The 25,148-nt window shown below is 35.0% G+C and carries 24 protein-coding genes, 1 pseudogene and 1 riboswitch; of the genes and pseudogenes, 20 read left to right on the top strand and 5 right to left on the bottom strand.

All coding sequences use genetic code 11. The features are described 5' to 3' along the window. Positions 1-7: 7 nt before the first annotated feature. Positions 8-583, bottom strand: coding sequence for an ECF transporter S component (locus A4G25_RS04195; RefSeq protein WP_047132395.1), 576 nt, complete (start codon positions 581-583; stop codon positions 8-10). Positions 584-684: 101 nt separating this feature from the next. Beyond that, positions 685-789: riboswitch (TPP riboswitch) on the bottom strand. A gap of 248 nt (positions 790-1,037) precedes the next feature. Here A4G25_RS04195 and auxA point away from each other — a divergent pair. The 5 genes from auxA (at position 1,038) to ptsP (ending at position 6,357) form a co-directional block, all read left to right on the top strand. Next, entirely contained in the window at positions 1,038-2,339 is a 1,302-nt protein-coding gene (gene auxA, locus A4G25_RS04190) for a lipoteichoic acid stability factor AuxA (RefSeq protein WP_047132396.1), read from the top strand. A gap of 115 nt (positions 2,340-2,454) precedes the next feature. Next, positions 2,455-3,642 (top strand): class I SAM-dependent rRNA methyltransferase, encoded by a 1,188-nt coding sequence (locus A4G25_RS04185; RefSeq protein WP_047132397.1) that lies wholly within the window; start codon positions 2,455-2,457, stop codon positions 3,640-3,642. A 16-nt stretch (positions 3,643-3,658) separates the two neighbouring features. Further along, positions 3,659-4,219 (top strand): hypothetical protein, encoded by a 561-nt coding sequence (locus A4G25_RS04180; protein WP_047132398.1) that lies wholly within the window; start codon positions 3,659-3,661, stop codon positions 4,217-4,219. Positions 4,220-4,367: 148 nt separating this feature from the next. Beyond that, positions 4,368-4,634 carry a phosphocarrier protein HPr gene (locus A4G25_RS04175; RefSeq protein WP_047132399.1) on the top strand — a complete coding sequence of 89 codons (267 nt, stop codon included), beginning with the start codon at positions 4,368-4,370 and terminating at the stop codon, positions 4,632-4,634. A 1-nt stretch (position 4,635) separates the two neighbouring features. Continuing rightward, on the top strand, positions 4,636-6,357 hold the full coding sequence (gene ptsP, locus A4G25_RS04170) for a phosphoenolpyruvate--protein phosphotransferase (protein ID WP_047132400.1): 1,722 nt from the start codon (positions 4,636-4,638) through the stop codon (positions 6,355-6,357). A gap of 339 nt (positions 6,358-6,696) precedes the next feature. On the opposite strand, the gene A4G25_RS04165 is transcribed toward ptsP, so the two are convergent. Next, positions 6,697-6,930 carry a glutaredoxin family protein gene (locus tag A4G25_RS04165; RefSeq protein WP_047132401.1) on the bottom strand — a complete coding sequence of 78 codons (234 nt, stop codon included), beginning with the start codon at positions 6,928-6,930 and terminating at the stop codon, positions 6,697-6,699. A 225-nt stretch (positions 6,931-7,155) separates the two neighbouring features. On the opposite strand from A4G25_RS04165, the gene A4G25_RS04160 reads away from it, so the two are divergent. The 3 genes from A4G25_RS04160 to A4G25_RS04150 all read left to right on the top strand — a co-directional run bounded on the left by A4G25_RS04160 (position 7,156) and on the right by A4G25_RS04150 (position 10,297). Then, positions 7,156-8,511, top strand: coding sequence for a cytochrome ubiquinol oxidase subunit I (locus A4G25_RS04160; protein ID WP_047132402.1), 1,356 nt, complete (start codon positions 7,156-7,158; stop codon positions 8,509-8,511). Continuing rightward, positions 8,508-9,539 carry a cytochrome d ubiquinol oxidase subunit II gene (locus tag A4G25_RS04155; protein ID WP_047132403.1) on the top strand — a complete coding sequence of 344 codons (1,032 nt, stop codon included), beginning with the start codon at positions 8,508-8,510 and terminating at the stop codon, positions 9,537-9,539. The genes A4G25_RS04160 and A4G25_RS04155 overlap by 4 nt, the downstream gene beginning before the upstream one ends. 98 nt (positions 9,540-9,637) lie before the next feature. Beyond that, positions 9,638-10,297, top strand: a complete 660-nt coding sequence (locus tag A4G25_RS04150; RefSeq protein ID WP_015899963.1) for a potassium channel family protein — start codon at positions 9,638-9,640, stop codon at positions 10,295-10,297. A 374-nt stretch (positions 10,298-10,671) separates the two neighbouring features. On the opposite strand, the pseudogene rnjA reads toward A4G25_RS04150, so the two are convergent. Together rnjA and A4G25_RS04140 are read right to left on the bottom strand one after the other, a co-directional pair. After that, a pseudogene (gene rnjA, locus A4G25_RS04145) lies at positions 10,672-12,366 on the bottom strand (ribonuclease J1); the annotation flags it as partial. Further along, complete coding sequence (locus A4G25_RS04140; RefSeq protein WP_047132405.1) at positions 12,366-12,581, bottom strand: DNA-dependent RNA polymerase subunit epsilon; 216 nt, start codon at positions 12,579-12,581, stop codon at positions 12,366-12,368. The pseudogene rnjA and the gene A4G25_RS04140, both read right to left, overlap by 1 nt. Positions 12,582-13,062: 481 nt before the next feature. Here A4G25_RS04140 and A4G25_RS04135 point away from each other — a divergent pair, with 481 nt between their 5' ends. Next, positions 13,063-13,488, top strand: a complete 426-nt coding sequence (locus A4G25_RS04135) for a DUF1801 domain-containing protein (protein ID WP_047132406.1) — start codon at positions 13,063-13,065, stop codon at positions 13,486-13,488. A gap of 121 nt (positions 13,489-13,609) precedes the next feature. On the opposite strand, the gene def is transcribed toward A4G25_RS04135, so the two are convergent. Beyond that, a complete protein-coding gene (def, locus tag A4G25_RS04130; protein WP_015899969.1) occupies positions 13,610-14,164 on the bottom strand; it encodes a peptide deformylase in 555 nt (184 codons plus the stop codon). A gap of 125 nt (positions 14,165-14,289) precedes the next feature. Between def and A4G25_RS04125 the strand changes: the two genes are divergently transcribed. The 11 genes from A4G25_RS04125 to A4G25_RS04075 all read left to right on the top strand — a co-directional run bounded on the left by A4G25_RS04125 (position 14,290) and on the right by A4G25_RS04075 (position 25,140). Beyond that, on the top strand, positions 14,290-14,922 hold the full coding sequence (locus A4G25_RS04125) for a YkyA family protein (protein ID WP_047132407.1): 633 nt from the start codon (positions 14,290-14,292) through the stop codon (positions 14,920-14,922). A 168-nt stretch (positions 14,923-15,090) separates the two neighbouring features. Then, positions 15,091-16,203: a pyruvate dehydrogenase (acetyl-transferring) E1 component subunit alpha gene (gene pdhA, locus A4G25_RS04120; protein ID WP_047132408.1), complete on the top strand. Its 1,113-nt coding sequence runs from the start codon at positions 15,091-15,093 to the stop codon at positions 16,201-16,203. A gap of 3 nt (positions 16,204-16,206) precedes the next feature. After that, entirely contained in the window at positions 16,207-17,184 is a 978-nt protein-coding gene (locus A4G25_RS04115; protein WP_047132409.1) for an alpha-ketoacid dehydrogenase subunit beta, read from the top strand. 346 nt (positions 17,185-17,530) lie between these two features. Then, entirely contained in the window at positions 17,531-18,871 is a 1,341-nt protein-coding gene (locus A4G25_RS04110; RefSeq protein WP_047132410.1) for a dihydrolipoamide acetyltransferase family protein, read from the top strand. A gap of 3 nt (positions 18,872-18,874) precedes the next feature. Beyond that, positions 18,875-20,281: a dihydrolipoyl dehydrogenase gene (lpdA, locus tag A4G25_RS04105; protein ID WP_047132411.1), complete on the top strand. Its 1,407-nt coding sequence runs from the start codon at positions 18,875-18,877 to the stop codon at positions 20,279-20,281. A gap of 133 nt (positions 20,282-20,414) precedes the next feature. Continuing rightward, a complete protein-coding gene (locus tag A4G25_RS04100; RefSeq protein WP_047132412.1) occupies positions 20,415-20,690 on the top strand; it encodes a UPF0223 family protein in 276 nt (91 codons plus the stop codon). 126 nt (positions 20,691-20,816) lie between these two features. Continuing rightward, positions 20,817-21,356 carry a helix-turn-helix domain-containing protein gene (locus tag A4G25_RS04095; protein ID WP_047132413.1) on the top strand — a complete coding sequence of 180 codons (540 nt, stop codon included), beginning with the start codon at positions 20,817-20,819 and terminating at the stop codon, positions 21,354-21,356. 11 nt (positions 21,357-21,367) lie between these two features. Then, on the top strand, positions 21,368-22,471 hold the full coding sequence (locus A4G25_RS04090; protein ID WP_047132414.1) for an ABC transporter ATP-binding protein: 1,104 nt from the start codon (positions 21,368-21,370) through the stop codon (positions 22,469-22,471). Further along, the gene (locus A4G25_RS04085) at positions 22,455-23,261 is read left to right on the top strand and encodes an ABC transporter permease (protein ID WP_047132415.1); all 807 of its coding nucleotides are present in this window, start codon (positions 22,455-22,457) and stop codon (positions 23,259-23,261) included. Before A4G25_RS04090 ends, A4G25_RS04085 begins: the two co-directional genes overlap by 17 nt. Beyond that, positions 23,258-24,070, top strand: a complete 813-nt coding sequence (locus tag A4G25_RS04080; RefSeq protein ID WP_047132416.1) for an ABC transporter permease — start codon at positions 23,258-23,260, stop codon at positions 24,068-24,070. Before A4G25_RS04085 ends, A4G25_RS04080 begins: the two co-directional genes overlap by 4 nt. Continuing rightward, positions 24,067-25,140 carry an ABC transporter substrate-binding protein gene (locus A4G25_RS04075; RefSeq protein WP_047132417.1) on the top strand — a complete coding sequence of 358 codons (1,074 nt, stop codon included), beginning with the start codon at positions 24,067-24,069 and terminating at the stop codon, positions 25,138-25,140. Before A4G25_RS04080 ends, A4G25_RS04075 begins: the two co-directional genes overlap by 4 nt. Positions 25,141-25,148: the final 8 nt, after the last annotated feature.

The raw sequence follows: 25,148 nt of genomic DNA, 5'->3' as shown, positions 1-25,148 counted from the left end.
ATTCTCCTTACAAATTATCGTAATCTTTTTGAGAAGCAGGTCTGAATAATTTCGTAACACCTGTCTTATCGAGTGCTTTAACTAAGTAATAAGGGAAGAGACCTGCAAGTACAATACCGCTGATACAACGGAAGAATACATATAAGAACAAGTTCCAACCTGCAACTTCTCCTAAATAACCATAGTAGTAGTCGATAGGGAAAGTCACTAGTGCGGCAGCTAAACCAGCAAGCATTGCGACCATTACTGTACGTGATTTGTAACGGAAAATCGCAAAAATGATTTCACAAGCTATCCCTTGCAATAATCCATAAACCATTGTTGCAATATCAAAGCGTCCCATAACAATTGTTTCACCAGCACCCGCTGCAAATTCAGCAAGTATTGCAATACCAGGTTTAGGGATGATCAAGTAAGCTACGACTGCAGCTGCGAACCACATACCATAAGAGAGTTCTTCAAGGTGTAGTCCAGTGACTTGCATCGCTTTGTAAACTAAATTCCAAATGTTGTAAATAATAGCGAAAACCACTGCAATTAATACAGTTACCAAGATGTCTGAAAGTTTAAGTCCTTTTGACATAAGCAATAATTCCTCCTATAAATAAAAAACACACAAACTTGTCTAGCAAGCTGCGTGAAATAGGCATCGGAACAGACCGGCATAGCCCTTATTAAATTGCCGGCAGACATCCCACACTTTCCTACGCTAGTCTCAGCTAGATCAGGTTCAAAGGGTTTGAAGCAAAACTGCTTCATCTCAGTTACGAAACACCCCTAGTGCTTTCTATATTGATTTATAATAAATGTATGCTTTTTAAACGTGATTGTCAAGGTGCTTTTAGAACGTTAAGGCTTACTATTACAATATCCTTTAGGATTTTTATGAATAAGCATTTTAAGCATTAATTTAGGGTATTAACCGATTGAGAGTAAACTTTAATTCCTATATACTATGTACTACCATAGAATGATTTATTGCATTCACTAAAGACACAACACTTATGTTCCTATATAATAACTATGAGGTGAAAAACATGTCGTATTTTAAGAAGCACGCTGAGATCATTTTTAGTTTGATTATTGGCATTGTTTCACTTTTCATTGGAATCATAATACTTTTGAATTTGTCCTTTATTCATAAGCTTGCTAAGGGGAGCAAGGTTGATATACATATTTATAATGTGTGGGATTTTATCAACGCATTTTTCGGAGAAATTATCCGGATTATGAGTCGGTTTATCGGCCAGTTCCCTATATTCAGTGCCATATTTATCATAGTATTCGGCGTTGCATTATTATGGATTGGTTATTTGTTATTCGTGACAACAAAATATGATTATGACATTTCAATATTCTTCCTAATTGTGGGAATTTTATTCTTTATTATTACAATTATCTTGATGACACAAGTCTATGGCTTTGCGGCAATTATTTTTGTTGTACCATTTATCGTGCATACAGGTTACATTGTCTATAAAGATGATTTGAACCATAATCATAGAAAAGAACACTATTTATGGATAATTTCTGCATATGGAATTAGTTATTTAATAACACAAATTGCATTATATGGCCGTATCGAGAGTCATGAAATTGCGATGATAGATATTTTAAGTGTAAATGCTTTCTTCATCGTAATGTGGATACTAGCCCAAATATCGATTTGGAATTTCCTTTTCCTTAGAAGATCATTACCGCTTACTAAAGCAGAGCTAGGCGAAGAGATGGAGTATTCTCGTACGGATAAAAATGGTGCAATGAGCCAGACGAAAGAACAATTCCGTGAGTTCCAAGAACGTACACAAGAATTTACACATCGAACTCGACGAAGCATCGATTTAGAAAAAATCAGAAATAAACGTGATAAATTCAAAAACACAATCAAGGAAAAAATTGATATACAAGACGATGATATTCCTAACTGGATGAAACGTCCAAAATGGATTAAACCGGGAATTGTTGAACTGATTTGCGGTATTGTTTTATTCTTATTTACCTTATTAGAATTGAATAACAGAAATGCTTTATTTGCCTCAGGTGAATGGGAATTATCCCAAACTTCTTACGTCATTGAATGGATTACTTTATTCTTACTGTTAGTTGTGATTATAATTTATATCATTACAACATTAACGCATTTCTTACGTGGTAAATTTTATTATGTACAAATGTTCATGATCAGTATCTTATTCTTTAAATTGTTGACTGAGTTTGTGAATATCATGATTCACGGGTTGTTATTATCTATTTTTATCACACCAATTTTATTAATTATGCTGGTTGCAGTCATTATTGCGTTTGTAATTCAAATGCGTACTCCTGTAGATAATCAGTAAAATTCAAAGCTGAGGAACGCTAAGTAGTTTCTCAGCTTTTTAAACTTTCTTTTTAGAAAGGAAAGTTATGATACGTTAACATGAAATAAAATACTTATAAAAGGCGGAATTTAATATGAAGACAGCAGTTATTAATAAAGGTAAAGAACAAAAGTATTTAAATCAATATCCTTTAGTAGACGAAGAAGATATATATGAGCATAGCCATTTAGAAGATGGAGATATTTTTCACATTGTTACTGATAATGGACGTTATATCGCAACTGCTTATGTTGGACGTCAACATAAAGGATTAGGTTGGGTATTAAGTTATGACTCAGAGCAAACAATCGATACATCATTTTTTACAGAATTATTCCAAGAAGCATTAGATTACCGTCAATATTTCTTTAATATAGATGGCACAAATGCATTTCGTCTTTTTAATGCAGAAGGAGATGGAATCGGCGGATTAACTATAGATAATTATAATGGTCACTTACTTGTTCAATGGTATTCAAAAGGTATTTATGCATTTAGAAATATTGTACTTAATGCGGTTCAAGATGTCTTTCCATATACTTCAATCTTTGAAAAAACACGATTTAAAGATGATGCTGTTGAAAGTGGATACGTAACTGGTGAAGCTCCAGAATTTCCAATTATCATTGAAGAAAACTTTACATTTTATAATGTTGATTTAGACGACGGTCCAATGACGGGCATTTTCTTAGACCAAAAAGAAGTACGTAAAAAACTACGTGATGTTTATGCACCTGATCATCATGTATTGAATCTTTTCAGTTATACTGGAGCATTTTCAGTTATTGCAGCTGAAACCGCAGCGGATACTACAAGTGTTGATTTAGCAAACCGTTCAAGAAGTTTGACAGAAGAGAATTTCGGGGTAAATGGTATTGACCCGAAAACACAATTTATTTATGTAATGGATACTTTTGATTTCTATCATTATGCTGCAAGACATAATCGTGTATACGACACAATTGTGATTGATCCCCCAAGTTTTGCACGTAATAAGAAGAAGGTATTTACAGTACAAAAAGATTATCATAAGTTGATTGAAGAAGCATTACCGATTTTGAATGAAGACGGTGTATTAATTTTAAGTACAAATTCAAGTGCACTTTCTTCTAAAGCATTCAAAAATATGATTAAAAAAACATTGAATGATGCGAATGTAGATTTTGAAATTGAAGAGGTAATGGGATTGCCAAAAGACTTCAAAACTAATCCGCATTATAAACCTTCTAAGTATCTAAAAGTGGTATTCGTTCGGGTATCAAGTAAAGAAGAAATTATATAATGGAGGTTGAAAGAAAATGGGAATTAAAGATAAATTGATTAAAAATACAAGTGATAAATTAGGCAATAAAGTGATGGATTTAGAGCCGGTTACAGGGAAATCAGCTTTACCAGTCAATGACAGTGATTTAGAGCGCAGACGTGCAAGAGCAGAAGAACTTGTGCGCAAGAAGTCACTTTGGTCTTCTGCAGCGAGTGTCGTTCCAATTCCTGGGCTTGATTTCGGTGTAGATTTAAAATTGATGAAAGACATTATTGAAGATATCAATAAAATTTACGGTTTAGATCATAAACAAGTGAGTCATATGAGTGATGACTTGAAAGAGCGTATTTTAGTAGCCGCATCTATTCAAGGTAGCCAATTTATCGGGCGTACAGTATCCAAAGCTATTTTAAAAGTCGCAATTAAAGATGTTGCTAAGCGTACTGCTGCTAAGCAAACAAAATGGTTCCCATTAGTGGGTCAAGCTATTTCTGCGTCAATCAGTTATTACTTTATGAAAAAATTAGGAGATGAACACATCCAGAAATGTGAAAACGTTGCCAAAAAATTATTGGCAACTCCAACGGGTGAATAATTGTTAATTTTTTCACAAATTAGAAAAAAATCTTACGGTCTCAAGGAATTAACAAATTGAATTTAGATGCATATTTTGGTAAAGTTAATGTGTAATAATGTAAAGGTGAATTATCACTAATTTATTGATGCGAAGGAGAAAGATTATTATGGAACAACAATCATACACTATCATCGACGAAACAGGTATTCACGCTCGTCCAGCAACAATGCTTGTACAAACAGCTTCAAAATTTGATTCAGATATTCAATTAGAATACAACGGCAAAAAAGTCAACTTGAAATCTATTATGGGTGTTATGAGTTTAGGTGTCGGCAAAGATGCAGAAATTACTATCTATGCTGACGGTAGCGACGAAGCAGATGCTATCCAAGCTATCACTGAAGTGTTATCTAAAGAAGGATTAACTGAATAATATGGCTAAACAAATCAAAGGCATTGCAGCATCTGATGGTGTTGCAATTGCAAAAGCCTATCTGTTAGTTGAACCTGACCTATCATTTGATAATGAATCAGTGGCAGATACGGATGCTGAAGTCGCTAAATTTAATGGCGCACTTAATAAATCTAAAGTTGAATTGACTAAAATCAGAAATAATGCCGAAAAACAATTGGGTGCGGATAAAGCAGCTATTTTCGATGCACATTTATTAGTTCTTGAAGATCCTGAACTTATCCAACCAATTGAAGATAAGATTAAAAACGAAAATGTTAATGCTGCACAAGCTTTAACAGACGTTTCTAATCAATTTATCACAATTTTTGAATCAATGGACAATGAGTATATGGCAGAACGTGCGGCTGATATCCGTGATGTTTCGAAACGTGTATTAGCACATATCTTAGGTGTTGAATTACCAAATCCGAGTATCATTGATGAAAGCGTAGTCATTATTGGTAATGACTTAACACCATCTGATACTGCACAATTGAATAAAGAATATGTGCAAGGATTCGTAACAAACATCGGAGGCAGAACATCTCATTCAGCAATTATGAGTCGTTCTTTAGAAATTCCAGCAGTAGTAGGTACTAAATCTATTACTGAAGAAGTTGAGGCTGGAGATACTGTTATTGTTGATGGTATGACTGGTGACGTACTTATTAATCCAAGTGATGAGGTAATTGCAGAATATCAAGAAAAACGTGAAAACTTCTTTAAAGATAAGCAAGAATTGCAAAAATTACGTGATGCTGATTCAGTAACTGCTGATGGTCATCATGTTGAACTTGCAGCAAATATCGGTACACCTAATGACTTGCCTGGTGTTATTGAAAATGGTGCAGAAGGTATTGGTTTATATAGAACTGAATTCTTATACATGGGCAGAGACCAAATGCCTACTGAAGAAGAACAGTTTGAAGCATATAAAGCAGTATTAGAAGCAATGAAAGGTAAACGTGTAGTTGTTCGTACTTTAGATATCGGCGGCGACAAAGAATTACCTTATCTTGACTTGCCAGAAGAAATGAATCCATTCTTAGGTTACCGTGCAATTCGTTTATGCTTGGCTCAACCTGAAATATTCCGACCACAATTACGTGCGTTATTGCGTGCCTCTGTGTTCGGTAAGTTGAACATTATGTTCCCTATGGTTGCTACAATTCAAGAATTCCGTGATGCTAAAGCTATACTTGAAGAAGAACGTGCTAATCTTAAAAAAGAAGGCTATGAAGTAGCAGATGATATTGAATTAGGAATAATGGTAGAAATTCCTTCAACTGCAGCACTTGCTGATGTATTTGCTAAAGAAGTAGACTTCTTCAGTATTGGTACAAATGATTTAATTCAGTATACAATGGCTGCTGACCGTATGTCAGAACGCGTTTCTTATTTATACCAACCATACAATCCAGCAATTTTGCGTTTGGTTAAGCAAGTTATCGAAGCTTCACATGCAGAAGGTAAATGGACAGGTATGTGTGGTGAAATGGCTGGGGATCAAACAGCAATTCCATTGTTGTTAGGTTTCGGATTAGATGAGTTCTCTATGAGTGCTACATCAATCTTAAAAGCTCGTCGTTTAATTAGATCATTGAATGAAAGTGATATGAAAGAATTAGGCGATAAAGCAATTCAATGTGCGACTTCAGAAGAAGTTGTAGCTTTGGTTGAAGAATATACTAAAAACGCTTAAGTATAATTACAAAATAAACCGTGTAAGCACGAAGTGAAATTCATGCTTACACGGTTATTTTGTGTGTCATCATTTATCGAAGCGCAGTTCTGTCTTCTTTTATTATCAACTTTTGACAATTTTTTTAATTGTGTCGACATATTTTTATCTTTTACAAATTTGTGACAAAATATTAGGATAAAAAAACTATATAATGTAAAATGTGATTATAATAATTGTAAAGAAGCTTGATGAAGCGTAACATAGATAGTACTGTGTATGTACTAGCCGAACTATAATTGTTTAAACTATTACACTTCATGGTAATTATAAGAATACAGTGCATTTTTTCTTAAGTGACTAATGATGTATTTGAAGTAGTTGATTGATTTTATCTAAATCTACCTGATACATAGGATGATCGTCAATCAAGATAAAAGGTGTAGAAAAAGCATCATAATCAATCATTTCATTTCGAAAAGTCGAGTTTGAGATATTTTTTTCGGTATAAGCCACGTTATGTTCATCAAAATAATTTTTTACAAATTGACAAGGTGGACATTCATTTTGTGTGTAGATTGTTACTTGAGTCATAGTTAAATCTTCCTTTGTATAAATTGATGACTTAACTTTATTAAAAGTGAAAAACAAAATCAAGCTTGGTGCATTAGTGAAGAGAAAGAGTGTATGAAATACCACATGTGTGAAGTTGAAAAGATTAGTATCATCACCTAGAACCACACCAAAATTTTAAATACAACTCCTTAGAAACTTGCGGGCATTATACAGTACCAAATATAAAAAGATTAGGGTGATATCATGGGAGCAGTAGAACTAAGCAGATTTTTAACTGCTATGACATTAGCTGTCCACATAGTTTTCGCAACTATCGGCGTGGGGATGCCACTAATGTTTGTAATTGCTGAGTTTATCGGCATCAAGAAGAACAGCGCACGCTTTATTACATTAGCTAAAAGATGGGCGAAAGGCTATGCTATTACTGTAGCTGTCGGAGTTGTAACTGGTACGATTATCGAGTTGCAATTATCATTACTTTGGCCGACATTTATGAAAACAGCAGGTCACGTCATTGCATTGCCATTATTCATGGAAGTATTTGCATTCTTCTTTGAAGCAATTTTCTTAAGTATATATTTCTATACTTGGAATCGATTTAAAAATAAATGGACACACATGATTATAGGTTTACCAGTTGTTATCGGAGGTATGCTATCAGCTTTCTTCATTACATCAGTGAACTCATTTATGAACACACCAGCTGGTTTCCAAATGAAAGATGGTCGTATGATTCATGTGGATCCAATTGCAGCAATGTTCAATGCTTCATTTGGCGTTAGACAATTCCACGTTATTACGACAGCAATTATGACAATGGCCTTTTTATTAGCAGCTATTGCAGCATACAAATTATTAAGAGACAAAATTCCTCAAGATAGAGACTATCATAAGGGTGCATTAAAATTAACAATGATTGTAGGTTTGATTTTTACACTCGGTTCTATTTTAGCAGGAGATATGTCAGCAAAATTCTTACACAAAGAACAACCTGAAAAATTAGCAGCCTACGAATGGCATTTTGACACTGAAAAACGTGCGGACTTACAAGTCTTTGGTGTATTGAATGAAAAAGATCAGAAAGTTACAGGTGCAATCAAAATTCCTGGTATGCTAAGTTTCTTATCTGATAACAATATTAATACTAAAGTTGAAGGCTTGAATGAGTTTCCTAAAGATACACAGCCACCTTTAATTGTCCATTACTTCTTTGACTTAATGGTTACTGGCGGTATGTATTGTTTAGCAGTATCAGGTATTTATACGTTAACGAGAATCGTTAAAAAATGGCGTAAATTCTCAGTTAACAAAATTTTGTTATATGCAACGTTGATTACAGGACCAGCAGCAATGTTATCTATTGAGTTCGGTTGGTTCTTAACAGAAATGGGTCGTCAACCTTGGATTATCAGAGGTTACATGAAAGTTTCAGATGCGGCTACAAATGCTGCAGGTTTAACTGGCGTAACTATAGCATTTGGATTAGTTTACTTTATTATTATGTTCACATCAGCATATGTGCTAATTCGTATGTTTAAAAATAAACCGCCATATAAAGATATTGAGAAATTAGAAGGAAACCGAGGTGAAGCATCATGAGTTTTACAGCATTAGGAATGATTGTATTGTACTTGTTCTTATTCTGTTATATCGTTGTAGCTTCAATTGACTTTGGTGCCGGTGTTTTCCTTTTACAAGCTAGATTAAGAGGAACACAAAAAACTTTGACGCCAATCATTGCGCGTTATTTAAATCCTATTTGGGAAGTTACTAACGTATTTTTAGTATTCTTTACAGTAGGTATAGTAGGGTTCTTCCCTGACTTTGCTTACTATTACGGAACAGTTTTGTTAGTGCCTGGTTCTATTGGATTGTTATTACTAACAATGCGTGGTAGTTTCTACGCTTTCCAAAACTACGGTGTAGATTCTAAGTTTTCATGGTTATTGATTTATAGTATAGCCGGTTTATTAATACCGCCATCATTAAGTATGGGACTTGTTATTTCTGAAGGCGGCTATATCACTAGAAAAGGCGGCCATGTTGATTTAAACTGGGCAGACTTATTCTTCAGTCCGTTTGCTTGGTCAATCGTATTCTTAGCTTTAGTTGCAGTGATGTATATTTCTTCAGGTTTCTTAACATTCTATGCTCGAAAAGCACAAGCGATGAAAGCTTATGCTTTACTTAGAAAATGGTTTATATTCTGGGGACCGCCTATGGCACTTGTGTCATTATTTGCTTTCATTACATTACGCAGTCAAAACAAAGAACACTTTGATATTGCTGTTTCACAATACTGGTGGTTATTCTTAATCAGTATTATCTGCTTAATTGCAGCTTGGGTATTAACAATTATGAAAAAATCCCCAGGTACAGCGTTTATGTTAGTGATTTTACAAATGGCTACAGCAATTGGAGGATACGGTATCAGTAAGTGGCCATACATCTTATATCCTTACATTAATGGTAATGTGAATAAAACAGATGACCCGATGGCATTGGCACTTACAATTGCAGCAGTTTGTGGTTTACTTTTATTAATACCATCGTTAATATTATTAATGAGATTATTCATCTTCAGCAAAGACTATGTTGAAGGTAAAAGTGAAGAAGGTCATTATTAATATTTAAAATCAGATGGGGCGAGGCAATCTATACACTTGTACCAAACAAGGTATAGTTAAACAATGCCTCGCCTCATTTTTATTTTTCGGAGGTTACTATGGAAAAAGAATTTGTAGTGATTGGATTAGGGCGCTTCGGCGGAAGTATTGTTAGAGAACTGAATGCATTAGGCATGGATGTTATGGCAATTGACTTAAGCGAAGCTCGAGTTAATGAATATAGTGAAATTGCGACACATGCTGTTGTAGCGGATACAACAGATGAAGCAGTGATGAAAAGTTTAGGTATTAGAAACTTTGATCAAGTCATTGTTGCAATCGGTGAAAATATTCAAACGAGTACTTTGACAACATTGATTTTAAAAGAATTAGGTGTTAAAAAAGTAATTGCTAAAGCGCAAAATGATTATCACGCTAAAATCTTAAATAAAATCGGAGCGGATTTAGTTGTCCATCCAGAACGTGATATGGGACGTAGAATCGCTCATAATATTGCGAGTGCAAGTGTATTAGATTACCTAGAATTAGCAGATGAATACTCAATTGTTGAGGCTAAAGCAAATGAACGTATTGCAGGACAATCAATTGTAGATTTAGATATTCGTGCGCATTATGGTATTAATATTATTGCAATTAAGCGAGATAAAGATGTCATTATTTCCCCAGATCCTAATATGAATATCGAATTAGGGGATATCTTGATTATGATTGGTCACGATAATGACCTTAATAGATTTGAGAAAAAATTAGTCCACTAAATATATGTATAGTAATTAAATGGGGAGATGAATTTTTAGAGTTTATCTCTCAAGGAAAATAAGAAAATCCCGTACTACCAAACTGGTAATACGGGATTTCTTAATATATAAATATACTATTCTTTGTTTTCTTTTTTAGAATCAGGTTTATTTTTAGGTTTTGGATGTGGTTTTTGTGTACTGTTTGAACCTGACTTAGAACTTGATTCTTTTTTATTAGCGGGTTTATTGTTTTTAGATTGATCGTTACGTCCGTTATTATTGCGTTTAGGTGGACGACCGCCTTGATTATTTTTTGATTCATTTTTTGGGTTCGAACCATTACCTTTTTTGTTGTTTTTCTTAGGTTTAGAATTTGATTTCGGTTTAGATGGTTTAGTAATTTGCTCGCCATCTTCATTTACTTTCATAATTACCGGTAAAATCATGGGTTTACGTGCTGTTTTTTCATAAAGATAAGGTTGCAATGTTTCTATAATAGATGACTTGATTTGATGCCATTGTATATCTTTGTTTTGGTTTAATTTACCGATGACATCTGTTTTAATTTTACGTTGTGCATCATAAATTAAATGACCTGATTCACGCATGTATACAAAACCACGAGAAATAATATCAGGACCTGAAAGTAGAGTGTTTGTATTGAAGTCGATACTTACTACAACAATCACTAAACCTTCTTCAGATAACAATTTACGGTCACGGATAACAACATTACCGATGTCTCCAATACCGCTTCCATCTACCAGCACATCTCCAGACGGAATACGTCCTGCTTTACGTGCAGAATCTCTTGTTAATGCCAACACATCACCATTATCAAAGATAAACACATTATCTTCTTCAACACCGCATTGCACACCAGTTTGAGAATGTGCTTTCAACATACGATACTCACCATGAATCGGCATAAAGAACTTCGGACGAATCAAACGAAGCATCAGTTGCTGATCACCTTGAGAACCGTGACCTGATGTGTGGATATTAGAAATCTTACTATGAATAACATCTGCACCAGCTCGGTACAATGCATTGATTGTACGGTTAATACTTTTTGTGTTGCCTGGGATAGGTGAAGAACTGAATACAACAGTATCCTCAGGAATAATTTTAATTTGTTTGTGTGTACCATTTGCAATTCTAGAAAGTGCAGCCATTGGCTCACCTTGAGAACCAGTACATAAAATTAACAATTCATGTTTTGGTACTGAATTGATTTTATTAGGTTCAATAAATGTTTCAGGTGGTGCTTTAATGTAACCAAGTTCCATCCCGATTTTAATGTTATTTTCCATAGAACGACCAAAAACAACAATTTTCCGATTATATTTAACAGCCGCTTCAACAGCTTGTTGTACGCGGTAAATGTTAGAAGCGAATGTAGCAAAAATAATTCTGCCTGTACATTTACGGAAAATTTTGTCAACATTTTGTCCAACTTCGCGTTCACTTAAAGTGAAATTCGGGACTAAAGCATTGGTAGAATCAGAAAGAAGACATAAAACGCCTTCTTCACCGATTTTGGCCATTTTTGCAATATTCGCAGGTGTGCCGACAGGAGTGAAATCAAATTTGAAATCACCTGTATGCACAATTTTACCTTCTGGAGTATCCACAATCACACCGTAAGCTTCCGGAATACTGTGAGTAGTCAGATAAAATGAGATATTGAAATATTTAGAATCAATTTCTGTATCTTCATTGATTTCATGCAACTCAGCAGTTCTTAGCAAATGATGTTCTTCTAATTTGTTGCGGATAAGTCCAAGTGCTAAAGGACCGCCATATATCGGTATATTAAGTTCTTTTAATAAGAAGGGCACACCGCCGATATGGTCTTCATGTCCATGTGTGATGAAAAGCCCGACAATCTTATCTTTGTTTTGTACAAGATAAGAATAATCAGGGATGACATAGTCAATCCCTAATAAATTGTCATCAGGGAATTTTATCCCTGCATCAATAAGGACAATTTCATCTTTATATTCGACAGCATACGTATTCTTGCCGACTTCTCCAAGTCCGCCAAGTGCGTATACGCCGACTTCATTATTTTTTAGTTGCTTCATTATTGGATATGCTCCACTTTATAATCTTCCGATTGTTGTTCATATTCTAAATGTGCGCCCTCTAATTTAGTTATAAACTCAATGTTATAATTTCTGTTTTTCAAATATTTTCTTACTTCTTCTTCAGAATTTCCTTCAACGTAGATAGTGTGTGTGTTTTCACGCACGATCACTTCTGATTTATCATCTTGAAAAAATACTTTGTAAATTGCCATAATTTATTTCTTCCTCCTATTGTTTGAGTTCTTTTCATATATAGTATTAATTAACATCCTAGTAATTATTGGGTGTATATTTCATCATAAATGATGTGCAAGCTTATTCTTATAAATAAATACAACATACCAGCTTAACTGCCCAGTATGTTTGCTAGGATACTTATTTTAATGACGTTCTATTTTGAAATGAATAATTTAGTATAACTAGAGACTCTTACTACTTTTACTCATTTTCAGTTACCTCTTATTTTACATGATGTATACCAATAAATAAAGCGGTTTTACTTGCATACCAATAATCTGATAGATAGTAAACAAAAAAGAAGGGAATAACCTTGAACTATGCTAAGATGAAAGGGCATTCATCGCATATATAAACAAATACGATTTAAATGGTTATTGATAAGTTGTTTGTCGGAAAATAATCATATGTTAAAGGAAAGAAAGGGTTGATAGGGTGGAGATTGAGGATTATATCATGAAAATTGATGAAAAAAGACGACCAGCCTTCAGAAAATTATTCGAAACAGTAGCTGAACATTTGCCAAAGGGTTTTCAGGTTGTTATGCAGTATGGAATGCCAAGTTTTGTAGTGCCGTTAGCACTGTATCCTGATGGTTATTTAAATCGCAAAGATGAACCGCTTCCTTTTATCAGCATCGCAGCTCAGAAAAATTCTATCAACCTCTATCATATGGGAATATATGGGGATGAAAAATTGAAGCGATGGTTTATATCACGTTATCAAAAAGACGTGCCGACAAAGCTGGACATGGGGAAAAGCTGTATCCGCATGCGCAATGTCAATCATATACCTTATGATTTAATCGGTGAATTGAGTGAGAAAATAACAGTAGACGACTGGATTCAATTTTATGAAAACAGAAATCATGACATTTGTTGAATACACAAGTTGAACAAGCTCAATAAAAAGACAAAATAAAAAAGTGCTGACTTTAACATCAGCACTTCATTACGATTGCCCAAAAAGCAATCTATATGGTTTGTTTTGTTGTTCTTATTATTTAAAACAGACGGATAGCATCTTCGTGCGGTTGAAGCGGATTTTCTTTATCAATATGGTCATAAAACATAATGCCGTCCAAATGATCAATTTCATGTTGGACTACAATTGCAATATAACCTTTAAGACGTAAGTTAATGTCGTTGCCGTCGATATCTTTCGCTTTAACTGTTACACGATTATGGCGATGAACAAGTCCTGGAATGTCTTCATCAACACTTAAGCAGCCTTCGCCAGTCGGCAGATAAGCTTCTTGAACACTATAGCTGACAATTTTAGGGTTGATTAACATCAATTCATAAGATTTGCCTTCTCCATCATCAGGAAGATGAACAGCAAGCATACGTTTAGAGATATTTAATTGAGGTGCTGCAATACCAACACCTGAACGTAAGCCGTATTTTTTTGCGATTTCATCATCTTGGCTGTTAACTAAAAACTCATGCATTTCTTGGATTTTATTGCGATCTTCATTTGATAAAGGAAACTCAACTTCTTTTGCTTTTTCACGAAGTGTAGGGTGTCCGTCTCTAATTATATCTTTCATAGTAATCATGTCATACACCGTCCTTATTATAAAATATAACAAAAAAATTAAGGATAGAACAGAAAAGTATTTGCGAAATGAGTGGAAATTAATTAACATCATTATTGAAATACCCAAGGAGGCTAATCAAAAAAATGAAATTTAACAAGACACTCGGTTTGGTGGTTGCATCTTCACTCGTATTAGGTGCCTGTTCAACGGATACACACGAGATTAAAGAGTACAACAAGACACTTAAAGAAGCTGTCAACAAAGAAAATGCAGCAGTTAAAGTTGGAGAAAAGCTCAACAAACTTACGAATGAGAAAAATGATTTAGCTAAGAAGATTAACGGGAAAGACACAAATAAAGTCGTAGATACTTCTAAGAAAATCATCGATAATGTAGATCAACGTAAAAAAGAATTTAAAAAAGAAGAAAACGCTTTCGATGCATCTGAGAAAAAATTTGATGAAGCAAAGAAACGTACAAGCAAAATCCGCAATAAAAAACGTAAAGACGGCATAGAAAAAACAAATAAAGCAATGGAAGATAATTATAAAGCGCACGATGCTTATGCTAAAGCTTATACAAACAGCTTGGATAAAGAAAAAGACTTGTTCAAATATATTGTGGATACAAACGGTAAAGCAGAACAATCTAAAATTGATGAAAAAACAAAAGCAATTGATAACTCATATAAAGATGTAAATAAAAAAATTAAAGCATATAGTAAAACACGCAACGAACGCGGTAAACAGATGGAAGCGGCTGAACAGATTAAATAAACAACACTGGTACAGTTTCATTATTTTGACTAGTACAGGTCTTCGAACTGTACTTTGTATCAGTGATACAGAACTTTTTATATTTGTTTAACAGTTTTTGAAATGTATGCTATAATAATTATTGGATGAAATGAATTTTAATTATACGGGAAAGGTATGGTGAATTGAATGGCTCCGAAGTTACAAGCCCAATTCGACGCTGAGAAAGTATTGAAAGATACTGAAGCACAATTTAAGATGGTTCAAATATTGGACCAAGATGGGAACGTAGTTAACGAAGACTTATTACCAGACTTAACTGATGATCAATTAGTTGAATTAATGGAAAGAATGGTTTGGACACGTGTCTTAGACCAACGTTCTGTATCATTAAACAGACAAGGACGTTTAGGTTTCTATGCGCCAACTGCTGGTCAAGAAGCTTCACAACTTGCTTCTCAATATGCTCTTGAAAAAGGAGACTGGATTCTTCCAGGTTACCGTGATGTTCCACAATTAATTTGGCACGGTTTACCATTAACAGAAGCTTTCTTATTCTCTAGAGGACATTTTAAAGGAAATCAAATACCTGAAGGTGTAAACGCATTCAGTCCTCAAATTATTATCGGTGCTCAATATGTACAAACTGCTGGTGTAGCACTTGGTATTAAAAAACGCGGTAAAGATGCAGTAGCAATTACTTATACTGGTGATGGTGGATCATCACAAGGTGATTTCTATGAAGGTATCAACTTCGCATCTGCATATAAAGTACCTGCTATCTTTGTAATTCAAAATAACAACTACGCTATTTCAACACCAAGAAGCAAACAAACTGCTGCGCAAACATTAGCTCAAAAAGCGATTGCAGTAGGTATTCCTGGTATTCAAGTAGATGGTATGGATCCTTTAGCTGTATATCAAGCAACTAAAGAAGCACGTGATCGTGCAGTAAATGGAGAAGGACCAACTTTAATTGAAACAATGACTTACCGTTATGGTCCGCATACAATGGCTGGTGACGATCCAACTCGTTACAGAACTTCTGATGAAGATTCAGAATGGGAGAAAAAAGACCCATTAGTTCGTTTCAGAAAATTCTTAGAAGGCAAAGGATTATGGTCTGAAGAGAAAGAAACAGAAGTTATGGATCAAGCTAAAGATGACATTAAGAAAGCAATCAAAGAAGCTGATAAAGTTGAAAAACAAAAAGTGACTGACTTAATGGAAATCATGTATGAAGAAATGCCGTCTAACTTGGCAGAACAATATGAAATTTACAAAGAGAAGGAGTCGAAGTAAACCATGGCACAAATGACAATGGTACAAGCGATTAACAACGCACTTAAAACTGAACTGCAAAATGATGAAAATGTGTTAGTTTTTGGTGAAGACGTTGGTGTTAACGGTGGCGTATTCCGTGTAACGGAAGGTTTACAAAAAGAATTCGGTGAAGATCGTGTGTTCGATACTCCATTAGCTGAATCAGGAATCGGCGGTTTAGCTTTAGGTTTAGCTGCTGAAGGATTCCGTCCTGTAATGGAAATCCAATTCTTAGGTTTCGTATTCGAAGTATTCGACTCTGTAGCTGGACAAATTGCACGTACACGTTTCCGTTCAGGCAACACTAAACCAGCACCTGTAACAATCCGTACACCATTCGGTGGTGGTGTGCATACACCAGAACTTCACGCTGATAACTTAGAAGGTATTTTAGCGCAATCTCCTGGATTGACTGTTGTTATCCCTTCTAACCCTTACGATGCAAAAGGTTTATTGATCTCTGCAATTAAAAGCAACGACCCAGTCGTTTATTTAGAGCATATGAAATTGTATCGTTCATTCCGTGAAGAAGTTCCGGAAGAAGAATATGAAATTGAACTTGGAAAAGCTAAAGTGAAAAAAGAAGGTACAGACCTTACTGTTATCGCTTACGGCGCAATGGTTCAAGAATCATTAAAAGCAGCTGAAGAACTTGAAAAAGACGGCGTTTCTGTTGAAGTGATCGACTTACGTACAGTTCAACCAGTTGATTATGAAACATTAGTTGCTTCTGTTGAAAAAACAGGCCGCGCAGTTGTAGTACAAGAAGCACAACGCCAAGCTGGTGTAGGTGCACAAGTTGCAGCTGAGTTATCTGAACGCGCAATTCTTTCATTAGAAGCTCCGATTGCACGTGTTGCAGCAGCAGACACTGTTTATCCGTTCACTGAAGCTGAAAACGTTTGGTTACCAAACAAAAACGATATCATTGAACATGCTAACGCAACTTTAAACTTCTAATCGCTTTATAATTAGAAAGTTGATCGGCATATTAATAACAACTTTCGGGTAGATAACAAATAACCGCAACTATCTGAAAGTTTGACAAAACATTTCTGTCCTTGCAGCTTTTAAGTAGTGCAAGGGCAAATGGTTTGTCCGAGAAGTAAAATGAAAAATTGAAGATAGATTTCGTTGAAACGGAATCAAGTTTTATGTCAAAATATAAACTAGAACAATATATTGATTTGATTTCAGTATGACTGTCGTCTCAAGGGTTATAGCTTGAATGAATGACACTTTGTTTCAAATTTTGTTCTTTGTACTAGTTTATATGACTTAAATTGACTTTTAGGAGGACAAGAACGTGGCATTTGAATTTAAATTACCCGATATTGGTGAAGGTATCCACGAAGGTGAAATTGTAAAGTGGTTTGTTAAAGCTGGAGACGAAATTGAAGAAGATGATATCTTAGCTGAGGTTCAAAATGATAAATCAGTTGTAGAAATCCCTTCTCCAGTTTCAGGTACAATCGAAGAAGTTGTAGTTGACGAAGGTACAGTAGCAGTTGTAGGTGACACAATTGTTAAAATTGACGCACCTGATGCAGAAGAAATGTCATTCAAAGGCGGACACAGCCACGATGACAGCAAAGAAGAATCAGCAGAACAACAAGAAACTAAACAACAAGCAGCAACAGTTTCAGAAGAGGGAACTGAATCAGCTTCTGGTGATGCACCGCAAACACCAGTTCAAGATGAAGAAATTGACGAAAACCGCGTTGTTAAAGCAATGCCTTCAGTTCGTAAATTTGCTCGTGATAATGATGTAAATATCAAAGCTGTTAAAGGTTCTGGTAAAAACGGACGTATCACTAAAGCAGACGTTGAAGCTTACTTAAGCGGAGATACAAGTTCTAGCGTTGATGAAAGCGCTGCATCAAGCGAATCAGCACCTGCAGAAACTTCATCAGCACAATCAGCACCTGTATCAGCTGAAGGTGAATTCCCAGAAATACGCGAAAAAATCCCAGCAATGCGTAAAGCAATTGCAAAAGCTATGGTAAACTCTAAACATACTGCGCCTCATGTAACATTGATGGACGAAGTAGAAGTACAAGCTTTATGGGATCACCGTAAAAAATTCAAAGAGATTGCTGCGGAACAAGGTACTAAATTAACATTCTTACCTTATGTTGTTAAAGCACTAGTTTCAGCGCTTAAGAAATACCCAGCATTAAACTCTGAATTTGATGAAGAAAACGGTGAAGTAGTTAATAAACACTACTGGAATATCGGTATTGCTGCTGATACAGAACGTGGTCTATTAGTACCAGTTGTTAAACACGCTGATCGCAAATCAATGTTCGAAATTTCAGATGAAATCAACGAACTTGCTGTTAAAGCTCGTGATGGTAAATTGACTTCTGACGAAATGAAAGGTGCTTCATGCACAATCAGTAACATCGGTTCTGCAGGCGGTCAATGGTTCACTCCTGTAATTAACTACCCTGAGGTAGCAATTTTAGGAATCGGCCGTATCGCTCAAAAACCTATTGTTAAGGATGGGGAAATTGTAGCAGCACCTGTATTAGCATTATCATTAAGCTTTGACCATAGACAAATTGATGGTGCTACTGGTCAAAACGCAATGAACCACATCAAACGTTTATTAAATAATCCAGAATTATTATTAATGGAGGGGTAAAACATGGTAGTTGGTGATTTTCCAATTGAAACAGATACTATTGTAATCGGAGCAGGTCCTGGGGGTTATGTTGCAGCAATCCGCGCAGCACAATTAGGACAAAAAGTTACAATCGTTGAGAAAGGCGAATTAGGCGGTGTATGTCTTAACGTAGGATGTATCCCATCTAAAGCATTATTGCACGTTTCACACGTATTCCAAGAAGCGCAACATTCAGATAACTTAGGTATTATCGCTAAAGATGTTGAACTTAAATATGATAAAGTTCAAGACTTCAAAAAATCTGTCGTTAAAAAATTAACTGGCGGTGTTGAAGGTTTATTAAAAGGAAACAAAGTTGAAATTGTAAAAGGTGAAGCTTACTTCCACGACAGCAACAGCTTACGTGTTATGGATGAAAAAAGTGCACAAACTTACAACTTCAAAAATGCAATCATTGCTACAGGTTCTAGACCGATTGAAATTCCTAATTTCAAATTCGGTGAACGTGTTATCGACTCAACAGGCGCTTTAAACTTACAAGAAGCTCCTAAAAAATTAGTCGTAGTAGGCGGCGGTTACATTGGTTCTGAATTAGGTACAGCATTTGCGAACTTCGGTACAGAAGTTACTATTTTGGAAGGTGCCAAAGATATCTTAGGCGGTTTCGAAAAACAAATGACACAACCTGTTAAGAAAAAAATGAAAGAAAAAGGTATCGAAATCGTTACTGAAGCAATGGCTAAATCTGCAGAAGAAACAGCAGACGGTGTTAAAGTAACTTACGAAGCTAAAGGCGAAGAAAAATCAATCGAAGCTGATTATGTTTTAGTTACAGTTGGACGTCGTCCAAACACTGACGAAATGGGTCTTGAAGAATTAGGACTTAAATTTGCTGACCGCGGATTATTAGAAGTTGACGATCAAAGTCGTACTTCTGTTAAAAATATCTTTGCTATCGGTGATATCGTTCCTGGTTTACCACTTGCGCATAAAGCAAGCTATGAAGGTAAAGTTGCTGCTGAAGCAATTTCAGGTGAAAAATCTGCAGTAGATTACATTGGTATGCCTGCTGTATGTTTCACTGAACCAGAATTAGCAACTGTAGGTTATAACGAAGCACAAGCTAAAGAAGAAGGCTTGGATTATAAAGCTTCTAAATTCCCTTATGCTGCTAACGGTCGTGCATTATCATTAGACGATACTACTGGATTTGTTAAATTGTTAACACTTAAAGAAGATGGTACTTTAATCGGTGCTCAAGTTGTAGGTACTGGTGCTTCTGATATCATCTCTGAATTAGGTTTAGCTATTGAATCTGGTATGAATGCTGAAGATATCGCATTAACAGTACATGCTCACCCAACTTTAGGTGAAATGAGCATGGAAGCTGCTGAAAAAGCAATCGGATTACCAATCCACACTATGTAATAAAACCCAACATTAGATTAAGCATATCATTAAGCCGTCGAGTAACTGCTCGGCGGTTTTTCTTATCTTTGAAACAGTTTAAAGCGTGGTATAATACAAAAGAATTCAACACCCATAAAAGGAGGATGTCTATATGGAATATCAATATCCAATCGATGTTGATTGGTCACAAGATGAAATGCTTGCGGTCATTAATTTCTTTAATAAAATTGAAGATTATTATGAAAGAAAAGTAGAAGGATCTGCTTTGAAAAATGCATATAGCGACTTTAAAAAAGTAGTCCCTGGCAAAGCGGATGAAAAAAATATCTTTGATGATTTTGAAAAAAGCAGCGGCTACAACAGCTATAAAGTTGTGAAGTTAGTCAAAGATAATCCTGATGAAAAATATTTCAGCGCAAATGAATAATTTAGTATTGTAAATTCACCTGGATTTTGGTATTTTTATTAAGCATTAAACTTAATGTTTAGTAAAAGTAAACAAATCCAGGTTTTTTCATTTTAAAAATGGAATAGAAAGTTATAGGTGAACAGTTTGAATATTGGTCAGAAACTGCGTAACTTACGTAAAATTAAAAATTTAACACAAGAAGAATTAGCTGAACGTACAGATTTATCAAAAGGTTATATTTCACAGATTGAAAGTAGTCAGTCTTCACCCAGCATGGAAACCTTTTTGCATTTGTTAGAAGTACTCGGCACTTCACCAGAATTATTTTTTAAAGAGAAGCCCAAAGAGAAAGTGTTATATCCAAAAGCAGAACAAGCTGTATATGATGAATATGACGAAGGTTATATTTTAAATTGGCCTATTAATCGTTCTAATGATTTTGAAATGGAGCCGTTGCTGATTACACTTCGTCCTAATACTTCATACAAAACATTCAAACCATCCGAATCAGACACTTTTATTTATTGTTTTGAAGGAGAACTAACTTTAACTTTAGGCGAAGAGACATATATTGCAAACGAAGGGGATGCGCTTTATTTTAAAGCAGAAGAAAAGCATCAGCTTTCAAATACTACAGATTTTTACGCAAAGGCAATGATTGTTGCGACTGCGTCATATTTATAGGAGGAACAATGATGGCACCATTATTATCTTTAAAATCAGTCAGCAAACAATTTGATGGCCAACAAGTATTGAAAGATATTGATTTAGACTTCGAATCAGGACATTTTTATACACTTTTAGGGCCCTCTGGTTGTGGAAAAACAACCGTATTAAAATTAATTGCAGGGTTTGAACAAGCAGATTCTGGCTCTATTATTTATCAAGGAAAGTCAATTAATAAAATACCCGCAAATAAACGTACAGTGAATACTGTTTTCCAAGATTACGCGCTTTTCCCGCATTTAAATGTATATGACAATATTGCATTTGGTTTGAAGTTAAAGAAAAAGAAAGATACAGAAATTAAGGAAAAGGTAAAAGAAGCCCTGAAACTGGTTAAATTAGAAGGGTATGAAAACCGTAATATTGATGAAATGAGCGGTGGGCAAAAGCAGCGTGTAGCTATTGCTCGAGCTATCGTCAATGAACCTGAAGTTTTATTATTAGATGAATCTCTATCAGCACTTGATTTAAAGTTGCGTACAGAAATGCAGTATGAATTGCGTGCGTTGCAATCACGTCTTGGTATTACATTTATTTTTGTGACACATGATCAAGAAGAAGCCTTAGCTTTGAGTGATTATATCGTTGTATTAAAAGACGGTAAAGTTCAGCAATTCGGTACGCCTATAGATATTTATGATGAACCTGTGAATCGCTTCGTAGCAGATTTTATTGGAGAATCTAACATTATTGAAGGGACTATGGTTCAAGACTATCTTGTAAATATCTATGATAAAGATATTGAATGTGTGGATATGGGAATTCCATCAGGTCAAAAAATTGAAGTAGTTATTCGTCCGGAAGATATTACAATCACAACACCTGATAAAAGTTTATTCCAAGCAAAAGTGGATGCCATGCTTTTTAGAGGTGTGCATTATGAAATCAACTGTATTGACCAAGAAGGTTATGAATGGATGATTCAAACAACTAAAAAAGCTGAAGTGGGCAGCACGGTAGGTCTTTATTTTGAACCTGAAGCAATTCATATCATGGTGCCGGGTGAAACAGAGGAAGAATTTGATAAACGTATAGAAAGTTATGAGGAAACAGACAATGAGCAAGATGAATAAATGGTTGTTTATTCCTTATATCATTTGGATGATTGGTTTCATTATTATTCCGGTTATTTTGCTTGTTTACTTTTCATTTATCGATATACACGGACATTTCAGTTTTACGAATTATGAGCAGATATTTTCAATGCGCTATTTTAAAATGATGGCATATTCAATTTTGTATGCGGCTATCATTACAATTGTTACTTTAATTATCAGTTATCCGGCAGCGTATTTTATTCGTAATTCTGTCAATCAAAACTTATGGATATTGATTCTCATTATCCCGACATGGATTAATTTACTTCTTAAGACGTATGCATTTATCGGGATTTTCAGTCATGATGGTATTATCAATCAAATTTTAGGTTGGTTGCATCTTCCGAAAGCAGAATTACTATTTACAGCGCCTGCTTTTGTTATTGTTGCAAGTTATATTTATATTCCATTCATGATTTTGCCTATTTTCAATAGTATGAAAACAATTCCTGAAAATTTACTGCAAGCTGCAAGTGATCTGGGAGCGGGAAAATGGACGACTTTTAGAAAAATTATTTTACCGCTTACTAAAGAAGGCGTGTTATCAGGAATTCAAGTAACATTCATTCCTGCCTTGTCGCTCTTCATGATTACACGTTTAATCGCCGGAAACAAAGTGATGAATATCGGGACATCTATAGAAGAACAATTTTTAGTAATACAAAACTATGGTATGGGTTCTACCATTGCGATTGCACTAATTGTCTTTATGGCAGTAGTTCTGATTATTACGAAGTCCGGTAATGAAGGGGGCAGACGCTCATGAAATGGTATGGTAAATTATATCTTGGTTTATTAGTTATTGGGTTGTATATTCCAATTATTTTCTTAATGGTATATTCGTTTAACTCAGCGGGCAACATGATTCACTTTGAAGGGTTTACTTTAGAGCATTACCAAACGCTATTTCAAGATGACCGTCTGATGTCGATTCTTTTTAATACGATAGCAGTAGCATTGTTGGCTGCTTCTATTTCAACAATTATCGGTACACTGGGTGCAATTGCATTGTATCAATTGCGCCAAAAGAAATTGCGCTTAACTTTCTTGACATTGAATAATGTATTGCTTGTTTCATCTGATGTTGTAATTGGTGCATCATTTTTAATTATGTTCACAGCTATCGGACATTTTACAGGACTAGGGCTCGGATTTTGGACTGTGCTCGTTTCTCACATTGCTTTTTGTATACCGATTGTTGTGATTATTATCTTGCCGCAGCTGTATGATATGAATCAGCATATGTTTGATGCTGCACGAGATTTAGGTGCGAGTGAATGGCAGATTTTAAACCGTGTGATGCTGCCTAACTTGATGCCTGCTGTGATTGCTGGATTTTTCATGGCTCTTACTTATTCACTAGATGATTTCACTGTAAGCTTTTTCGTGACGGGTAATGGATTCAGTGTATTATCTGTTGAAGTTTATGCGATGGCTCGCAAAGGAATCAGTATGGAAATCAATGCAATTTCAACATTAATCTTTATGGTGATTGTTGTCGGTATTTTAGGTTATTATCTTGTACAACGATTTACTAAACACAGACTTTCAGTGAAGCGAGGTATCATGCGATGAAAAAATTTGTTCAACTAATTGTTGGTGCATTGATACTGGGTCTCATATTTTTAGGTCTTAGTAAATGGTATAGTTCAGAAGATAATCAAAAAACAGGAAAAAAGATTTATGTCTATAATTGGGGAGAATATATCGATCCTGATCTAATTAAGAAATTTGAAAAAGAGACTGGAATCAAGGTAGTATATGAAACGTTTGATTCAAATGAAGCGATGGAAGCAAAAATACGAAATGGCGGTACGCATTATGATGTGGCTTTTCCTAGCGAATACACAGTTCAAAAGATGAAAAAAGATTATTTATTATTACCGTTAGATCATCAAAAACTGCCGAACATGAAAAATTTAGATTCTAATTATATGAATATGGATTATGATCGACACAATCGCTATTCAGTGCCTTACTTTTTTGGAACAGTAGGAATTATTTATAATAAAGATGCTTATCCAAAAGAAGATTTTACAAGTTGGCATAGTTTATATAATCCTAAGTTTAAAAATGATATTATATTAGTGGACGGTGCCCGAGAGATTATGGGTATGAGTTTAAATAAATTAGGATACAGTCTTAACGATACAAATCCGAAGCATCTGCAAGAAGCGGAAAATGACTTGAACCACCTCGCTCCGCAAGTCAAAGGCGTAGTCGGAGATGAAGTTACCATGATGCTTGAACAACATGAAGCAAATATTGCTGTTGTTTGGAGTGGTACTGCAGCACCGATTGTCCAAGAACATCCTGAATTCAATTATGTGGTACCAAAAGAAGGTTCTAATTTATGGTTTGATAATATGGTAATCCCTAAAACAGCTCAAAATAAAGAAGGGGCATATCAATTTATCAATTTCTTGTTAGATGCGCAAAATAGTAAGCAGAATACAGAATGGGTCGGTTATGCGACACCAAACAAAGCAGCTGCACAAAAATTACCAGCTGAAATTCGAAATGATCATCGATTTTATCCAACAAAAGATACTCAAAATAGGCTTGAAGTATATAAAGATTTGGGTAAAGATATTCTAAGTGATTATAACGAGCATTTTTTGAATTTTAAAATGACGTTACAATAGATAAGTAA

Source organism: Staphylococcus condimenti (assembly GCF_001618885.1).
Classification (GTDB): Bacteria; Bacillota; Bacilli; order Staphylococcales; family Staphylococcaceae; genus Staphylococcus; species Staphylococcus condimenti.
Note: the sequence above shows the minus strand (reverse complement) of the source record. Positions and strands in the feature narration are given on the sequence as shown.

What these genes read in the sequence shown, in the direction of transcription:
- A4G25_RS04135 (WP_047132406.1), top strand. Translation starts at nt 13,063, where the DNA reads ATGAAAATTGATGAAAAAAGACGACCAGCCTTCAGAAAATTATTCGAA.
- pdhA (WP_047132408.1), top strand. Translation starts at nt 15,091, where the DNA reads ATGGCTCCGAAGTTACAAGCCCAATTCGACGCTGAGAAAGTATTGAAA.
- A4G25_RS04100 (WP_047132412.1), top strand. Translation starts at nt 20,415, where the DNA reads ATGGAATATCAATATCCAATCGATGTTGATTGGTCACAAGATGAAATG.
- A4G25_RS04160 (WP_047132402.1), top strand. Translation starts at nt 7,156, where the DNA reads ATGGGAGCAGTAGAACTAAGCAGATTTTTAACTGCTATGACATTAGCT.
- A4G25_RS04165 (WP_047132401.1), bottom strand. Translation starts at nt 6,930, where the DNA reads ATGACTCAAGTAACAATCTACACACAAAATGAATGTCCACCTTGTCAA.
- A4G25_RS04090 (WP_047132414.1), top strand. Translation starts at nt 21,368, where the DNA reads ATGGCACCATTATTATCTTTAAAATCAGTCAGCAAACAATTTGATGGC.
- A4G25_RS04195 (WP_047132395.1), bottom strand. Translation starts at nt 583, where the DNA reads ATGTCAAAAGGACTTAAACTTTCAGACATCTTGGTAACTGTATTAATT.
- A4G25_RS04075 (WP_047132417.1), top strand. Translation starts at nt 24,067, where the DNA reads ATGAAAAAATTTGTTCAACTAATTGTTGGTGCATTGATACTGGGTCTC.
- A4G25_RS04150 (WP_015899963.1), top strand. Translation starts at nt 9,638, where the DNA reads ATGGAAAAAGAATTTGTAGTGATTGGATTAGGGCGCTTCGGCGGAAGT.
- lpdA (WP_047132411.1), top strand. Translation starts at nt 18,875, where the DNA reads ATGGTAGTTGGTGATTTTCCAATTGAAACAGATACTATTGTAATCGGA.
- A4G25_RS04175 (WP_047132399.1), top strand. Translation starts at nt 4,368, where the DNA reads ATGGAACAACAATCATACACTATCATCGACGAAACAGGTATTCACGCT.
- A4G25_RS04080 (WP_047132416.1), top strand. Translation starts at nt 23,258, where the DNA reads ATGAAATGGTATGGTAAATTATATCTTGGTTTATTAGTTATTGGGTTG.
- A4G25_RS04115 (WP_047132409.1), top strand. Translation starts at nt 16,207, where the DNA reads ATGGCACAAATGACAATGGTACAAGCGATTAACAACGCACTTAAAACT.
- A4G25_RS04155 (WP_047132403.1), top strand. Translation starts at nt 8,508, where the DNA reads ATGAGTTTTACAGCATTAGGAATGATTGTATTGTACTTGTTCTTATTC.
- ptsP (WP_047132400.1), top strand. Translation starts at nt 4,636, where the DNA reads ATGGCTAAACAAATCAAAGGCATTGCAGCATCTGATGGTGTTGCAATT.
- A4G25_RS04185 (WP_047132397.1), top strand. Translation starts at nt 2,455, where the DNA reads ATGAAGACAGCAGTTATTAATAAAGGTAAAGAACAAAAGTATTTAAAT.
- A4G25_RS04125 (WP_047132407.1), top strand. Translation starts at nt 14,290, where the DNA reads ATGAAATTTAACAAGACACTCGGTTTGGTGGTTGCATCTTCACTCGTA.
- A4G25_RS04140 (WP_047132405.1), bottom strand. Translation starts at nt 12,581, where the DNA reads ATGGCAATTTACAAAGTATTTTTTCAAGATGATAAATCAGAAGTGATC.
- auxA (WP_047132396.1), top strand. Translation starts at nt 1,038, where the DNA reads ATGTCGTATTTTAAGAAGCACGCTGAGATCATTTTTAGTTTGATTATT.
- def (WP_015899969.1), bottom strand. Translation starts at nt 14,164, where the DNA reads ATGATTACTATGAAAGATATAATTAGAGACGGACACCCTACACTTCGT.
- A4G25_RS04180 (WP_047132398.1), top strand. Translation starts at nt 3,659, where the DNA reads ATGGGAATTAAAGATAAATTGATTAAAAATACAAGTGATAAATTAGGC.
- A4G25_RS04085 (WP_047132415.1), top strand. Translation starts at nt 22,455, where the DNA reads ATGAGCAAGATGAATAAATGGTTGTTTATTCCTTATATCATTTGGATG.